A 15,695-nucleotide genomic window follows, 5' to 3' on the forward strand; every position below is an offset into this window, starting at 1 on the left:
CCGGGCGGCGCGTGCGGCGGAGCCGGCGGCGACGGTGTGCGTGGTTGGCCGGCCGCGGCGCGGGCGAGCACCCGGACGGCCCGGCCTCGGCCCTGCGCGCGGGCAGAACGGCGGGCAGAGCCACCCGGTGGCTCTGCGGCAACGGATCCGGACATCAGGATCCGGCCAGCAGATGATGCTCGAGCCGCTCCGCGACCCGCCGGGACACCGTGATGTCCTCGGCCCTGCCCCGTGCGACCACCTGCTCGACCACCTCGTGGTCGAGCTGGATGTGATCGAGAATGACCCGGACCGCGTGTTCGATACCGACGTAGCGCATCGGCAGAATGGACAGCGAACGGTATGCAGCGAACGGTTTGGCGTTCGCGTTGAGCTGCATGACCGAAGGGAGATCCTCCCAACGGTCCGGCCACCGTTGCCGGTTCCACACCTGCGGTTCCACGGGGGGCCGGCCCTCATAGCGCAGCATGCCCAACCGCAGCAGTTGCCAGATCGCCGCCAGGTACGGACACGACCATTTGGGGACGTCCGCATCCGGGTTCGGGTGGTCCCACATCTCGACATCGAGGAATATCGAATGCCCGCGGCGGCCGAATTCCTCGGGGGGCCGATACTCCTGCACCGGATGCAGAGCCGCCCCGGGTTCCTGATCGGTAGCCCGTTTGCCGTTGCACAACCACCCGGACTCCGCGGTCGGGGGGCGGCGGCCGTTTGCGCCCTGATCGGGCTCGGCGACGATCCGGTGCCGCACCATTTCGGCCAGCGCTATCGAGGGGGTGCGCACGATCCCGTCGCGAACGACTTCGGGAACATCGGCACATCCCGCTTCCCGGGCCAAGTAGTCGATCCTCAGCCCACATTCGGCGGCCGTGCCCAGCAGCTTGTCGAGAATTACGCCCGGGTCGGTATCGGGCCGGAAATAGTCGTCGACGAGAAAACAGGTGCTGATCCGTGCCCGCCCACCGAACTCGGCCTGCGCAGACCGGGTGAACGCGTCGAGCAGTGGCACGATACGCCGGAACTGCCGTTGAATGCGATCCACCCCGTTGACCAGATCCTGCATCAGGAAGTGGCCTACCTCGACCGATATATGCGACAACGGCACAGCGCTCACTCGTCCGAGCTCGCTGGCCTCGCTGTACTCTGCCACATTCTCCACGTGGTCGGATGCCTGTTCTGCGAACGATGTCGCGGTCGAATGATCTGGACGGCTGCCTAGTTCAGTGGAACCCATGTGCGCGGATCGAGCAACCGATCACCGAGGTGGTCGAAAGCCTCGACGGTCGAGCGGTTCGCGATCTGCTTCTGCACGTCGACGTCGAGGATCAATTGCTCTCGCCACTGCAGCATCGGCTCGACCGGAATCGTACCCAGCAGGGAACTCGCACCGATCTGCAACTCACCGGCGAGTTCGTTCAGGATTCGATCCTGCCGGTGCAACCAGGCGGCCTGCGGGGCCGCTCCCCCGCGGATCCGGTCGACCTGGGGCACGGCGGTCCGCACGAAGCGGATATTGCTCAGCAGTTCATCGCGATCGTGCCCGGCACGTTCGCCGCATTCGAGTATCCCGTGCGGACCGTAGACGAGGCCGCTCGCGGCATAGATGTGCTGGCGTGTCCAGCGATGGAATACCAGCCAGCGCACCGTCCGCGCGGCCAGCACCCCCTGCGCGGTGGCGTGCACCACGATGTCGAGGGCGATGGATCGCCCCGCACTGAGATCGACGATCGTCAGATCGAATTCCTTGTCCGCCGTATGCAGCAGGCGCACGCATCGTTCGACCACCTCCGGATCCCAGCGCCGGTCGAACTCGCCCCCGCCCTGATCTCCGGGGAACAGAACCAGCTGCCCGCCGCGGCCGCGCCGGCGACGGACATCCTCCCGATCGGTGCGGTCGCGAACGTTGATGCGGGCAGGCGCGCCTCCTGTTCCCAGCAGGTACGCGTGCAAGCCGACGCCCTGGCCCACGCCGTCGCGATCGACGTCGGGCGCGATCCCGCGCTCGTAGCCGCCGAGTTCGAACAGGGCCCCGGCGGTGGGTGAACCGAAATCGAAGTCGAGATAGGCGACCCTCTTGCCCCGGGAAGACAACCGGTAACCGAGATTGCAGCTCGTCACCGAGCGCCCGGTGCCCCCCTTGTCGGATGTCGCGAAGACGATCATGGGATCACATGTTCCTCGTGGCGTCGCGGCGTCCCGCGGCGAGCTCGTCCAGTTCGCGCAGTGCGTCGAGCGTGTGGACGAAGGCGGTCGCCGCGTCCTCCCGGATCAGCCGCCGGGCCTCGTCGATATGGCGTTCGACGCCGTACAGCGCCTCCCGGTTGTCGGAGTAGTCGTCGATCCTGACCCCGAGCATCTCCTGGTCGAAACGGTGTTCGGCGGTGTTGAGCATGATCCGGGCCATCGACTGCAGATCGGGCCAGTTCGGTGGCGGCTCGCGGTAGGTGCGGTCCGCGACGACGAAACACTCGATCATGCGCTCGGTCATGTACCACGAGGGCCGCGTTTCGACGCGCTGATCCTCGCTGCCCGGATGATCGGCGAACGCCCCACCGGGGTCGTCCCACAGCCCGACCGCACCTGCACGCAGCATGCGCGCGCTGAGATGGTCCATGGTCGCCTTCGACAGCTCCATCAGTTTGTCACGCGCAGCGACGTTGTTCGACAGGCGGGCCGCCTGCATCATCCTCTTGAGCAATACCGCCGCGAAGTCCGATACCTGCCATTGCAGCTGCGGACCGCTGTCCACTTCCTCGGTACCCCGCAGGGCGAGCAGGACACCGGGCTGATGCAGTTGCACCGCCGGATCGCCGCGCATCGGTCGCCGGATGATCCGGCCCCGGCCCGCCAGCTCGTCGAAAATTGCGACGGCCCTGGTCAAGTCGTCGTCGGAGGCGGCCCGGGCGATGAGGTCCTGGATCAACACGGCGGAAACGATGAGACTGTAGTAGTCGGACTGCTCGCCGTCGGAGGTCTCCCACGGAATATCCTCGAGCGGCCAGCGCCCTTCACCGAACCGGGCCACATTCGACCAGTAGCGCTGGGTCAGCTCCCAGCGCGTCCGCAACGCCTGCGCCAGCCGGTGCTGGGTTTCGTCGAGCAGGCCCAGTTCACCGGCCCGCGGGGAGACCAGGTCGTTGATGCCGTCGAGCGCGACCACGGTGAAATACAGGTAGGGCCGCGACTGGGCCACCCCGGGAGCGTCCGCGATCGGCGCGGATACGAAATCGACGGGCGAGGCGTCGTTCGCAATTCCCCACGTCCAGCCGCATTCGAAGAGCAGAGAATCGTCTTCGAGTTCCTCGACCGCTTTGTCCTGGCCGAGCGCGATATCGCTGCGCAGGCGGGCCCGGACCCGGGCGAGGCCGGTCCGGATACCGGCGAGCACTGTTCGCTCGGTGGTTCCGGACTGGTTCAGCATACGCAGGATGGTCTGTCCCTCGGGCGAGGCCGGGCGGAAGGTGTTGACGACGAAGCTACGGACGAGGCCGGTCATCGCGGCGGTAAGCCTGTCACTGAGACGGGCCGACAACTCTTCGGCCTGCGCGGTGGAAGCGCCGGGCCGGACCCGGGCACGGTAATCGCGCAGGAACCGTAGGCCGGCCATACACAGGGTCAGCGACATCGAATAGGAGTCGACGATATCGAGCCGCTGCTGCACATCGGTCGGTGGCCGGTCCTCGCTCGAGCGCAGATAGCTGCCCCCGGCGAAGATCGGCTGGCCGTCGGCGGCGGAATTGTTCTCGATATAGGAAGCCAGCAGCGATACCACGAAGGCACCGATGCGTGTTGTGCCGCCGATGGGTTCGAAAACGGCCTGGACATCCTTCTCGATGCGGTCCGGGTCGTGCAGGGCGAACACGTCGATTTCGGTTGCGGGGTACAGCAGACAGAGCAGCTGCTCGGAGTCGCTGATCGAGTTGACGGAGCGAATACCGCCCCAGTGCCACTGCTCGCCGTCCCAGCAAGCGTCGATCATCGCCTTCCAGATTCCCAGAATCTGTTCTCTCGGTTGAATTCTCATCCGCCGGCGTCCTCACACCCCTCGTAGCGGTCCACCGGGCTCCCAGTCGCGTGATACCGACCCGGCCGGCGATTGCGGGCAAAAGATAGCACGCCGATTTCCATCGTATTCCTTGGCACCAGCGCAGAGTCGGGGTTTCTCAGGCCGGACTTCCCGAGAGTGTCCGCACGGCGGACACAGTGGGCGCGGATAGCGGATCGCCGCGCCGCGCCCCCGCGCCCGATGGGTCGGATCGGCCGGACTACTCCCCGCTACCGCCGTGTTCGCCGAGCCGTGGCGGCCGGCGATAGTCCGGAGTCCAGCCGTCCACCCGGATCGGCGAGGCGACCAGTCGGTGCCCGCCCGCCCGGACCACCATCTCCGGGGTGTCGTCGAGGGCCTCGGGCAGGGTCCGCACCGCGGCGGCGGGAACACCGAGCGGACGCAGGCGGGCCTCCCAGGCGAGGGCGGTGTCGGTGAGCAGGGCGGAGGTCACCAGCTCGAGGACATCGTCGCGGTTGGCGGTCCGCTCGGCCATGGTGTCGTAGCCGGTGATACCGGCCTCCTTCGAGAACGAGCGCCAGAAGCTGTCGTGGGTGATGAACAGGGCCAGGTATCCGGCCGAGGTGGGAAACAACTGCGCCGGAACGTAATACGAGTGCGCGCCATGGAGTCGCCGCTGGGGTTCGATTCCGTTGTCGAGGTAGGCGGCGGCGTGGTAGTTCAGCTGGGAGAGCATCACATCACGCAGGGATACGTCGATCTGCCCGCCTCTGCCGGAGACGATCTGGGCGAGCAGGCCGAGGGCGGCGGTGAGGCCGGTGGAGTTGTCGGCCGACGAATAGCCGGGCAGTGTGGGCGGACCCGCGGGGTCGCCGGTGAGGGCGGCTACACCGGTGGCGGCCTGGACCACGTAGTCGAAAGCGGGGTCGTCACCGTTGTCCAGGCCGAAGCCGGTGAGTGCGACGCAGACAATGCGGTCGTTGTGGTGGCGCACGGCATCGTAAGTGAGGCCGAGTCTGCGGATCGCCGAGGGTTTCAGGTTCACCAGCAGCGCATGCGATTCAGCGGCCAGCGCGCCCAACTGCCGTTGGCCGGATTCCGATGCCAGATCCAGGCAGATACTGCGTTTGCCGCGGTTGAGGCTGGCGAAATAGGAGTCACCGACCTTGCGGGAGATATCCCCGCCGGGGGGTTCGAGCTTGGTCACTTCGGCGCCCAGATCGGCCAGCATCATGGTGGCGTAAGGGCCGGCCAGCATGGTGCCCACCTCGAGCACCCGGATCCCGGCCAAGGGGGCCGCGGTCATCGGAGCTCCTTCAGGGCAGGGGCATGCCGCCCACTCGGGCCGCAGCGCCGGGAGAGGTAGCGCATCACCGAAAACTCCTCCGGCGCGGATGCATACGGTCCCGGGCGGCGGCGGCACAGGCGTAAGGAGCGCATCATCGGAGGTCCCGGGCGATCTCCGCGATCATCTCGCGGGTGCGCCGTTTCGAGGCGATCAGTTCGTCGCGGTTGTCGCCGATGGGCAGCAGCCGGACGGACAGGTCGGTCGCACCGGCTTCCGCGTAGCGGCGCAGCCCATCCGCGATGGCTTCCTCGTCGCCGGCGATGCAGATATCGCCGATGTCCTTGGCTTCACCCTTTTCCAGGAGTCGCTGATAGTTCGGGGAGACCTCGGCTTCGCCGAGGATTCGGTTGGCACGTTCGCGGGCGGTATCGATCTCACCGGAAGCGCACAGGCAGATGGGCAGCCCGGCGACGATTCGCGGCGCTGCGCGACCGGCATCGGCGGCGGCTTTGGTGATCCGGGGAACCACATGCTCGGCGATGGCACGTTCATCGGCCATCCACAGAATTGTTCCGTCGGTGTGCTCGCCCGCGATCCGCAGCATCACCGGGCCGAGCGCCGCGATCATCACCGGCAGCGGGGCCACTGGCCCGAGATCGAGCTGGTTGCGCACAGTGAAGCTACCGTTCGAGACCTCCACCGTTCCCGGACCGTTCAACGCCGGATTCAGCACCTCGAGATAGTCACGCGAGTACGCGGCCGGTTTCTCGTAGGGCAGACCGAGCATGTCCTGCACGATCCAGTGATGCGAAGGCCCCACCCCCAGCGCGAGCCGGCCACCGGCCACGGCATGCGCGGACAACGCCTGCCGGGCGAGGGCAATCGGATGCTGCGCCTGTAACGGCACCACCGCGGTGCCGAGTTCGATCCGCTCGGTTGCGGCACCGAGCAGCGCGATCGTCACCAGCGCGTCGAAATCCGTGGGGATCTGCGGTATCCACGCGGTGTCCATACCGGCCGATTCGGCCCATTTGACGTCGTCGACCATCCGGGCGGCCTTACGCGCGGTATCGCCACGCTCGGGACCGATCATCACACCGATACGCACGGTTCCTCCACTCTCACACACGAATTAAGGGGAGCCGCCGCCCACCGTCACGGCGGCGGCTCCGGACCCGGACGCCGCGCGTCCAGGAGATCAGGACGGGGCGGTCGTTCCGGTGAGTTCCCGCATTTCGGTGACCAGGACCTCGAGTGGGGTGCCGGTCGGGAAAACGGCGGCGGCACCCGCCTCCTGCAACTTCTGGATATCTCCCTGCGGAATGGTGCCGCCGACGACGACCGCGATATCTCCGGCGTCGGCGGCACGCAGGGCGTCGACCACCCGTTTCGTCAGGGCCACATGGGCGCCGGACAGGATGCTCAAACCCACCACGGCGACGTCTTCCTGCACCGCGATCGAGACGATGTCCTCGATACGCTGCCGGATCCCGGTGTAGACCACCTCGAATCCGGCGTCACGCAGGGTCCGGGCGACGATTTTCGCACCCCGGTCATGGCCGTCCAGCCCGGGTTTCGCGACCAGTACACGCGCGGTCATCAGAACACCACCGGCTGCTGGAACTCGCCCCATACCGTTTTGAGGGCGGCGGTCATCTCGCCCACCGTGCAATAGGCGTTGGCACAGTCGATCAGACGATGCATCAGGTTGTCGTCTCCTTCCGCGGCCCGCGACAGCGCGGCCAGAGTGTCGCGTACGGCGGCGGAATCCCGTTCGGCCTTCACCTTGGCCAGCCGTTTCAACTGGGTTTCCCGGCCCTCGGCGTCCAGTTCGTAGGTAGAGATCTCCGGCGCCGGTTCGTCGGAGACGAATGTGTTCACGCCCACCACGGGTTTCACCCCGGATTCGATCTCCTGGTGCAACTTGTACGCTTCGTCGGCGATCAGACCCTGCAAATATCCGTCTTCGATCGCGCGGACCATTCCGCCCCGGTTGTCCAGGTCGGTCATGATCTCCTTGATCGCTTCCTCGGTCTTGTCCGTGAGTGCCTCGACGAAATACGAACCGCCCAGCGGATCGGCCACCCGCGTGACACCGGTTTCGTAGGCCAGGATCTGCTGGGTGCGCAGCGCCATGGTCGCCGATTCCTCGCTGGGCAGCGCGAACGGTTCGTCCCAGGCCGCGGTGAACATCGATTGCACGCCACCGAGCACTGCGGCCATAGCTTCGTATGCGATGCGGACGAGGTTGTTCTGTGCCTGCGGGGCGTAGAGCGAGGCGCCGCCGGCCACACAGCCGAACCGGAACATCGACGCCTTGTCCGTTGTCGCGCCGTAGCGTTCGCGGACGATGGTCGCCCAGCGACGGCGGCCGGCCCGGTATTTCGCGACCTCTTCGAAGAAGTCGCCGTGCGTGTAGAAGAAGAACGAGATCTGCGGGGCGAACTTCTCGATACTCATCCGGCCACGTTCGACGACGGTATCGCAGTAGGTGACGCCGTCGGCGAGAGTGAAGGCCATCTCCTGGACCGCCGTGGCGCCCGCGTCCCGGAAATGCGCGCCCGCCACCGAGATCGCGTTGAACCGCGGGACCTCCGCGGCGCAGAACTCGATGGTGTCGGCGATCAACCGCAGCGACGGTTGCGGTGGCCAGATCCAGGTACCGCGGGAGGCGTATTCCTTGAGAATATCGTTCTGGATGGTGCCGGTGAGCTTCTCCCGGGGCACGCCCTTCTTCTCCGCCGCCGCCACATAGAAGGCGAGCAGGATCGCGGCCGTGCCGTTGATGGTGAAACTGGTACTGATCTTGTCCAGCGGGATACCGTCGAACAGGATTTCGGCATCGGCGAGCGTATCCACCGCGACACCCACTCGCCCGACCTCCTCCCCCACTTCGGGGTCGTCGGAGTCGTAGCCGCATTGGGTGGGCAGGTCCAGCGCGACCGACAAGCCGGTGCCGCCCTGGTCGAGTAGATAGCGATAGCGCCGGTTGGACTCTTCGGCGGTGCCGAATCCCGAATACTGCCGGAAGGTCCACAGCCGTCCCCGGTAACCGGTGGCGTAGTTGCCCCGGGTGAACGGAAACGCGCCGGGCGCGGGCGGTTCGGTATGCCGGTCGGCCGGCCCGTAGACCGGTTCGAGCGGGATACCCGAGGAGGTATGGACTGCATCGTTCATCGTTGAATACGATACTTGCATAAAATGAGAATGCCAATACCGGTTCGCGGGAACGCGTAATCATCCAGGAGTGACATGTCGACCGAGCAGCAGAACCTCACCGACCGGACCCTGGTGGTCTCCGGCGCCAGCCGCGGTATCGGGCTGGCCATCGCCCTGTCCGCGGCACGCCGCGGCGCGAATGTGGTGCTCCTGGCCAAAACCGCGCAGCCCCATCCGCGGCTACCGGGCACCGTGCACACCGCGGTGGCAGATATCGAGGCAGCCGGCGGGAAGGCGGCCGCCGTCGTGGGTGATGTGCGGGAGGAAGCCGATGTGGCGCGGGTCGTGGAGACCGCACTCGAACGCTTCGGCTGCATCGACTACTGCGTGAACAACGCCAGCGCCATTGCCACCGACCCCACCGAAAAACTCTCGGCCAAGAAATTCGACCTGATGCAGCAGATCAACCTGCGCGGGACCTTCCTGCTGACCCGGGCCTGCCTACCTCATCTGCGCCAGGCCCCGAACCCGCATATCCTCACCATCGCGCCGCCGCTGAACACCAGCCCGCGCTGGCTCGGCGCCCATCCCTCCTACACGCTCTCGAAATACGGGATGACGCTGCTGACGCTCGGCTGGGCCGCGGAATACGCCGACGCCGGAATCGCCGCGAACTGCCTGTGGCCGCAGACCTATATCGCGACCTCCGCGGTCGCGAACCTGCCCGACGGCACGAACCTGCTGGAATCCTCACGCAGTCCGCAGATCATGGGCGATGCGGCCACCGAAATCCTGTCCCGCGAAGCCAAATTCAACACGGGGAACACCTATATCGACGCCACGGCGCTCCTCGAGTCGGGCCGGACCGACCTGTCGGAATACGGCGGCGGCGCCAACCCGATCCCCGATATGTTCCTCGACTGAAACAGTCGACCCAGAGCACCGTGGCGGGCAGTCCGGTTTCCTACCAGCATGTGCCCGCCGCGGGTTTCGGAAACCTCCGCCGAAAAGTCAGGGACGCGGCCGGCGGTACTGTTGCCGGGCCTCGAGCCCGTCCAGATAGTGCCCGAGGGCGAGTTCGAAAGTTTCGTCCAACCCGGTGAGGCCGAATGTTTCAGCGGACAGCGTGTCCAGTTCGGCCAGTCGGCGGAAGTTGGCGCCATGGAGCATTTCGGATGCTTCGGCGTCGATTGTCGCCCACCACTCGTCGTTGCGCAGGCGGCTCTGTTGTTCGGCGCGGACTTCGTGCAGTGCCCCCAGCGCGAGGCCGTGTACCAGCGCTGCCAGGGCCAATGCGGTGCGAACTCGTGTCGGCGCGTCGAGCTGTAGTTCAGCGAGGGCTTCGAGGGTCCATTCGGTGTGGAGCATGGCCTCCGGGGCCAGCGGTGGACGGGTCACCAACGTCAACTCCGCGAGCCAAGGATGGGCCCGATACAGCCGCCATTGCCGTCGATAGACAGTTTCGAGTCGCTCGCGCCATCCGCCAGGCATGGGGTCGGGTAGCGGACTGGACTTGAAAATGGCCCGGACCATCAGGGTCTCCAGCTCGTCGCGCCCCGCGACGTGCCGGTACAGGGACATGGGCGACACTTTCAACACACCGGCGAGTTTGCGAATCGACACCGCCTCCAGACCTTCGCGATCGGCCACGTGAACAGCCACGCCAAGGACTCGATTCCGAGTAAGACCCGGGCGACCTGCCCCGTGGCCACTACGGACCACGGTCCCGGAACCGGTCCGGGTGGTCACCAAGCCCTCGTCCCGAAGGATCGCCAAGGCGCGAGTCGCCGTTGCCATGGCCACTCCCCACTCGCGTACGAGCTGGCGGGTGGACGGAATCCGATCACCGGGCGCGAGCTGTCCGTTGGCGATTTTCTGCCGCAACGCTGCCGCAATTCGCTGCGATGGGAGGTCATTCGATTCGGACACACCGGCAAGTGTACTAGTGCATCGCGCCGACGGACCAGACATCGACCTTCCTGAATGATGCGATAACTCAAACAGTAACAACAAGTGCACTGCATAGACTTTCGCGTGACTAGTGCGTATATACGGTGTACTCATGACGCACTCCGAGATCGTTGCATACGTCGGCGCTACGGTGATCGACGCTACTGGCGCAATGCCACGGCCCGACCAGACCGTGATCGTGATCGACCGAATGATCACGACGGTGGGGCCGGCGGCGCAGGTTCCGATTCCTGCCGCAGCTCACATCCACGACCTACGGGGCAAGTACCTCATCCCGGGCCTCACCGATATGCACGTGCACAGCGAATCGGAGACCGACGACCCGAGGCACTTCGCCGGGTTGTACATCGCCAATGGCGTAACGACCGTACGGGAGATGTGGGGCAGGCCGGTGCTCCACCGAATCCGCCAGAAAATCGAGTCCGGCGAAATACTCGGGCCACGGATGACCATCGCAAGCCCCCTCCTCGACGGCGACCCAGGCCTGTGGTCCGACGTCCCCGATACACCGATCGTGACGATCAGCTCCCCCGGACAGGCACGACGAGCCGTATCCGAGGCGATCGACTCCGGCGCGGATTTCATCAAGGTCTACTCCCGGCTCGCGCCCGACGCGTACTGGGCAATCCTTGCCGAGGCACACCGCCGGGATATCACCGTAGCCGGCCATCGATCGGACAATGTGCCGTTTGTGGACCAGATCGAATCGGGTCAACGCTCGTTCGAGCATATGTTCGGTGTCTGGGCTGCGACATCGTCGGACGTCGAGCGGCTCGAAGCGGCGATGGCCGGCATCGAGACGTCTGCGGAGTTCCACCTCGGCAGCTGGTTGCGGCAGGTCGGCAAGATCGAGTCGGACGGGGTCGCCTCGTATGACCGCGCTGCGGCGGGTTCAGTGTTCGAGCGGCTCGTAGCTGCCGATGTCGCGTGCACGCCGACACTTGCGGTGCACGCGGTCATCGACCGGCCCGAGTCGTTCCGGCTCGATGACGAACGGATGGACTATATGGTCCCCCACACGCCGGAGTCCTGGGACTTCCTCAGAACGCATATCTACTGCGGCGGCGGCCGGTCGACCGAGGAAACCGCGTATTACAGCGATCTGCTCGATTGGCGCCGCGCGACCGTAGGCGCCATGGCCGAGGCGGGGGTCCGGTTGCTCGCCGGTACGGACTCGGTCGGCCCCGGCTTGTATCCCGGTTTCAGCCTGCACTTCGAACTCGAGCAGCTCGTCGCCTCCGGCTTGACTCCGCTGCGGGCCCTCCAATGCGCGACCCTGGAACCTGCCAGGTTCCTGGGTCGCGAGAATTGGGCCGGCACGGTCCAGGAGGGCCGTGTGGCCGACCTGGTGATCTTGGATGCCGATCCATTGGCCGATATCCGAAATACCCAGCGAATCCACGCCGTTGTCGTCAACGGACATCACCTCGGACCCGACGAGCGTAAGCGCCTGTTGACGACCGTGAAACAGATTGCGAGCGGCAGCCGGTGAACAGCCCGACCCGCCCCAGCGCATCCCCACGTGACTGGGCCGGAATGGCAGTGCTGGTGCTCCCGGCCCTGCTTGCGTCGATGGACCTTTCCGTACTGTTCATGGCATCGCCATCGATCAGCGCAGATCTGAACCCCACAGCCGCCCAGCTCCTTTGGATCATGGACATCTACGGCTTCATGATGGCCGGTCTGTTGATCACCATGGGTGGCCTCGGCGACCGGATCGGGCGACGGAGACTGCTGATCATCGGCGCGTCGGCGTTCGGCGCTGCCTCGGCCTTGGCCGCGTTTGCCTCCAGCGCGGAGATGCTCATTGCCGCGCGCGCTCTTCTGGGGCTGGGTGGTGCGACGCTCGCTCCGTCCACCTTGTCGCTCATCCGCGGAATATTCCTCGACGAGACTCAACGACGCATCGCCGTCGGGGTCTGGACCAGTGCGTTCATCGGCGGTGTTTCGATCGGCCCGATCATCGGTGGTCTCCTGCTGGAGCATTTCTGGTGGGGTTCGGTCTTCCTCGTCAACGTCCCGGTCATGGTGTTGCTGTTGATCGTCGCACCACTGCTGATTCGCGAGTCTCGTGACCCGGAGCCGGGCAGGTTCGATCTCCTCGGCGCCGCGCTGACGCCGGCTTGGATCCTGCCGATCGTTTATGGCATCAAGAAGATGGCCGAGGACGGCGCCGACTGGATTGCCCTTGCACCGATCGCGGTCGGTGCGGCCTTCCTCGCACTCTTCGTAGCACGTCAGCTGACTACCGACAGCCCCATGATCGATCTACGCCTGCTTCGCCGGCCCGCGTTCGCCGGTTCGCTCCTGTCGAACGGTGTCGTCGTCTTCGCTGCTGCCGGAACGGGTTTGCTGACGGCGAGCTATACGCAGACCGTTCTCGGCTATACGCCGCTGACGGCCGCATTGTGGATGCTGCCTACAGTCGCCGGAAGTTTCCTCGGTGCGGCTTGCGCTTCCATGCTTGCGCGAACCATCGCTCCAGGGATTCTCGTCGCCCTCGGGCTCCTGATCGCGGCCGCCGGGTTTGTCGGCATAAGCTTCGTCACCCCGAGCTCACACATCGGTACATTGGTCGCCGGCTACAGCGCGCTTACGCTCGGAGTCGGTCTGACCGCTACCCTGGCTACCACCCTCGTGCTGACCACGGCGCCGCCGGAGAAGGCAGGTGCCGCGTCCGCGCTCGCGGAGACGAGCAGCGAATTCGGAGGCGCACTCGGTATCGCGATTCTCGGCACTGTCACCGGAACGATCTACGGCGCCACAATGGGCGCATACCCCACATTGGCAGCGAACACAGGCGAATCCATCGGAGCGGCTGTTGCCGTCGCACGGAGCTTGCCGGACTCGGTTTCGGCACAACTCCTCCAGCAGGCGTTCGCCGCGTACACCGATGGGTTCATCGTCGCTGCCCGCGTCGGCGCCGCTGTCCTGGCGATCGCAGCAGTCGGCATTGGCATTTCTCTCCGCACAGTGACCGATCAGCAGATCAGCGAAGCACGTGAGTAAGGCGATGGATACGCAACGACCCGAAGTGCTCCGGTACACCGCCTTTGCGAACAGCCACGAGGGTGGCAATCCCGCGGGAGTCGCTGTGGATGCCAATGGCCGGAGCACCTCGGCGGCCCGGAGGGCCGGGCATACACCATCCGTTACTTCAGCCCGAAATCCGAGGTGTCGTTCTGTGGCCATACCACCCTCGCCGCTGCCCTCGCGCTCACCGCGCTCGACTGGCCGGCCACCGACCTCGACGCGGCCTTCCCTGCTCGCATCGGCTGAAAAAGAGCGAGCCGCCCGGGCCGCTGTCACACCCGCCGGGCCACCACGGCGAAGTTCAGCGGGATCCGGGGCGCCGCGGAGGGCAGAGTCCAGCCCTGCGGGCATGGAACGAGATCGGGGAAGGCACGCCAATCCATGTACGGCAGCTCGTGCACCGCTTCGATCCGCAGGCCGGCACTCAGCAGTGAACCGATGATCTCACCCAGATCATGGCGCCATTCGTGGACCGTGGTCTGGGTGATCTGCCCGGCCGAGTTGTCGGTGTAACTACCCGAATCGGTGTAGGTCCGGGGGCCGGTTCCGCCGAGATAGTCGTCGGTGATCTGCCACGGCTCGAAGTCCATCGCGCCGAGAATCGGGTGGTCGTCGCGGATCATGAATACCGCGCCGGGAGCGAGGAGGTCGTGGATGGAGCGCGCCCAGCCGGCGAGGTCGGGCAGCCAGACGATAGTGCCGGCGCTGGTGACGACCAGATCGAACTGGCGGGCGATCAGCGCGGACGCATACCGTGCATCGCCCTCGACCCAAGTGAGTTCGCGACCGTCGGCCCGGGCAATCCGGTCGGCATGGTGCAGCGAATTGGGCGAGAGGTCGAGCCCGTGCACCTCGACCGCGCCGAGGCGGGCCCAGGACAGCGTGTCGGTGCCGATATGGCACTGCAGATGCAGTAACGACCGGCCCCGGACACCGGTTTCCGGCAGGTGCGGGGCCAGCACCGAAAGGTCGTTGCGCACCACCGACGAGATGTCCTCGGGGGCGGCCAGGAAGGCGTCGACGTCATACATTTCGGACCGACGGTGCACATCTGCCCGTTCGTCCCAGTTCGCGCGGTTGGCGGCGAGAGCCTCGACTTCATCCATGGTGGGTTCTCCTCGATGCTCGGATGCGGTGCGACGATTTTGTATCACACCCGTGATGTAACCCGACACCGGTTTTCTAGACTGTGTCCGTGCCTATCCGGGTAGATGCCGATGCGCGACGAAGCCATATCGTCGACGCCGCCCTGAACCTCATCGTCACCGGCGGTCCTTCCGCCGCGACCTTCCGAAAGGTCGCCGCCGAAGCCCAGCTGAACATCGGCTCGGTGCGCCACTATTTCACCGACCACGAAGCCCTGGTCGTCGCCGTGGCCACCGAAGTCGGCGACCGGATGGGCCGGCGCCTCTCCCGCCACTCCGCCGAGCCGGCCGGCGACCGGGCCACAGCGAAACGTCACCTGCTTCGAATACTCGAAGAATTGGTCCCCCTCGACGACGAACGGCACCGCGAAGCGGTCATCCTCATGGAGATCATCGCCGCCGCCCGCACCAACCCCGCATTCGAACCGGTCGTCCGCCAGATGGCGGCAGACCTACGCCAGGTCCTCGTCGACGCCCTGGCCGCCACCGGCGCCCTCACCCCCGAACACCACGCCGTACACCTGGCCGCACTCATCTCCGGCCTCTCGCTGGACGCCGTCACCCCACACGGCTCGGTCGAGCCTGGCACCATTCGCGCCGTACTGGAGCAACAGGTCGCGACACTCTGAGCTGGCGAGAGTCACCGGCACAGCGGCGATAGTGATTCCCGTGCTCCGAGCAGCACAACGGCGAGCGCGGCCGATTGGTGCGGTCAGGCTTCGATCGCAGCACCGCAGATACCACAGACCTCCAACTGACGGCGCTTCCAGCGGGCGACCGGGATGAAGAACAACGTGAACTGCTTGAACTCCCGTACCCGCTGCCACTGAGTCGTGTTGTGGCAACGGGGACAGGTCCGGGTTTGCCCGAAACCGAGGTTCTGCCGCTTGGTCCCGAAACCGAAGATGAAGAACATCAGCCCAGCGTAAAGGGCAAACCACAGACCTACTGGCCGTGAGGCGCAGTGGCCGCCGACCTGACATGCGCACACCGCCACCAGCTACCACCCAAGCGAGGAGCCCGCGGTGGGCCGAGGACGGCGTTGACCGGCCGTCCGGCTCCAGCGCATGCGCACCGCCTCGCCTCGCCTCGA

At 66.0% G+C, this 15,695-nt stretch carries 15 protein-coding genes and 1 pseudogene; 5 read left to right on the forward strand and 11 right to left on the reverse strand.

The window, feature by feature from the left end:
• Window positions 1-154: 154 nt before the first annotated feature.
• From NFL01S_RS15180 to NFL01S_RS15210, 7 genes are all read right to left on the reverse strand, one after another.
• On the reverse strand, window positions 155-1,150 hold the full coding sequence (locus tag NFL01S_RS15180; RefSeq protein ID WP_063915962.1) for an SCO2522 family protein: 996 nt from the start codon (window positions 1,148-1,150) through the stop codon (window positions 155-157).
• Window positions 1,151-1,215: 65 nt separating this feature from the next.
• Window positions 1,216-2,163, reverse strand: a complete 948-nt coding sequence (locus NFL01S_RS15185) for an SCO2523 family variant P-loop protein (RefSeq protein WP_062975640.1) — start codon at window positions 2,161-2,163, stop codon at window positions 1,216-1,218.
• A 4-nt stretch (window positions 2,164-2,167) separates the two neighbouring features.
• Complete coding sequence (locus NFL01S_RS15190; RefSeq protein ID WP_062975642.1) at window positions 2,168-4,024, reverse strand: SCO2524 family protein; 1,857 nt, start codon at window positions 4,022-4,024, stop codon at window positions 2,168-2,170.
• A 241-nt stretch (window positions 4,025-4,265) separates the two neighbouring features.
• A complete protein-coding gene (locus NFL01S_RS15195; protein WP_062975644.1) occupies window positions 4,266-5,312 on the reverse strand; it encodes a CaiB/BaiF CoA transferase family protein in 1,047 nt (348 codons plus the stop codon).
• Between the two features lie 133 nt (window positions 5,313-5,445).
• Window positions 5,446-6,402, reverse strand: a complete 957-nt coding sequence (locus NFL01S_RS15200) for a TIGR03564 family F420-dependent LLM class oxidoreductase (RefSeq protein WP_062975646.1) — start codon at window positions 6,400-6,402, stop codon at window positions 5,446-5,448.
• Between the two features lie 90 nt (window positions 6,403-6,492).
• Complete coding sequence (locus NFL01S_RS15205) at window positions 6,493-6,894, reverse strand: cobalamin B12-binding domain-containing protein (RefSeq protein WP_062975648.1); 402 nt, start codon at window positions 6,892-6,894, stop codon at window positions 6,493-6,495.
• Window positions 6,894-8,471 carry a methylmalonyl-CoA mutase family protein gene (locus tag NFL01S_RS15210; RefSeq protein ID WP_062975650.1) on the reverse strand — a complete coding sequence of 526 codons (1,578 nt, stop codon included), beginning with the start codon at window positions 8,469-8,471 and terminating at the stop codon, window positions 6,894-6,896. Before NFL01S_RS15210 ends, NFL01S_RS15205 begins: the two co-directional genes overlap by 1 nt.
• A gap of 75 nt (window positions 8,472-8,546) precedes the next feature.
• Here NFL01S_RS15210 and NFL01S_RS15215 point away from each other — a divergent pair, with 75 nt between their 5' ends.
• The gene (locus NFL01S_RS15215; RefSeq protein WP_062975652.1) at window positions 8,547-9,377 is read left to right on the forward strand and encodes an SDR family oxidoreductase; all 831 of its coding nucleotides are present in this window, start codon (window positions 8,547-8,549) and stop codon (window positions 9,375-9,377) included.
• Between the two features lie 87 nt (window positions 9,378-9,464).
• Here NFL01S_RS15215 and NFL01S_RS15220 read toward each other — a convergent pair whose 3' ends face one another.
• Together NFL01S_RS15220 and NFL01S_RS37615 are read right to left on the reverse strand one after the other, a co-directional pair.
• Window positions 9,465-10,115, reverse strand: coding sequence for a TetR/AcrR family transcriptional regulator C-terminal domain-containing protein (locus NFL01S_RS15220; RefSeq protein ID WP_245670702.1), 651 nt, complete (start codon window positions 10,113-10,115; stop codon window positions 9,465-9,467).
• Between the two features lie 66 nt (window positions 10,116-10,181).
• Window positions 10,182-10,517 (reverse strand): annotated as a pseudogene (locus tag NFL01S_RS37615) (GntR family transcriptional regulator); the annotation flags it as partial.
• Between NFL01S_RS37615 and NFL01S_RS15225 the strand changes: the two are divergent.
• From NFL01S_RS15225 to NFL01S_RS37620, 3 genes are all read left to right on the forward strand, one after another.
• Entirely contained in the window at window positions 10,516-11,916 is a 1,401-nt protein-coding gene (locus NFL01S_RS15225) for an amidohydrolase family protein (RefSeq protein WP_210744790.1), read from the forward strand. The pseudogene NFL01S_RS37615 and the gene NFL01S_RS15225 overlap by 2 nt on opposite strands.
• Window positions 11,917-11,960: 44 nt before the next feature.
• Window positions 11,961-13,433 (forward strand): MFS transporter, encoded by a 1,473-nt coding sequence (locus tag NFL01S_RS15230; RefSeq protein ID WP_084492695.1) that lies wholly within the window; start codon window positions 11,961-11,963, stop codon window positions 13,431-13,433.
• A gap of 138 nt (window positions 13,434-13,571) precedes the next feature.
• A complete protein-coding gene (locus tag NFL01S_RS37620) occupies window positions 13,572-13,703 on the forward strand; it encodes a PhzF family phenazine biosynthesis protein (RefSeq protein ID WP_371851830.1) in 132 nt (43 codons plus the stop codon).
• Between the two features lie 26 nt (window positions 13,704-13,729).
• Here NFL01S_RS37620 and NFL01S_RS15235 read toward each other — a convergent pair whose 3' ends face one another.
• Window positions 13,730-14,563 (reverse strand): class I SAM-dependent methyltransferase, encoded by an 834-nt coding sequence (locus tag NFL01S_RS15235; protein ID WP_062975659.1) that lies wholly within the window; start codon window positions 14,561-14,563, stop codon window positions 13,730-13,732.
• An 89-nt stretch (window positions 14,564-14,652) separates the two neighbouring features.
• Between NFL01S_RS15235 and NFL01S_RS15240 the strand changes: the two genes are divergently transcribed.
• On the forward strand, window positions 14,653-15,231 hold the full coding sequence (locus NFL01S_RS15240) for a TetR/AcrR family transcriptional regulator (protein ID WP_062975933.1): 579 nt from the start codon (window positions 14,653-14,655) through the stop codon (window positions 15,229-15,231).
• Between the two features lie 83 nt (window positions 15,232-15,314).
• Here the strand turns inward: NFL01S_RS15240 and NFL01S_RS15245 are convergent, their stop codons facing one another.
• Complete coding sequence (locus tag NFL01S_RS15245; RefSeq protein ID WP_062975661.1) at window positions 15,315-15,518, reverse strand: zinc-ribbon domain-containing protein; 204 nt, start codon at window positions 15,516-15,518, stop codon at window positions 15,315-15,317.
• Window positions 15,519-15,695 lie beyond the last annotated feature (177 nt).

Origin of the sequence: Nocardia flavorosea NBRC 108225 (assembly GCF_001613385.1) — a bacterium.
GTDB lineage: Bacteria > Actinomycetota > Actinomycetes > Mycobacteriales > Mycobacteriaceae > Nocardia > Nocardia flavorosea.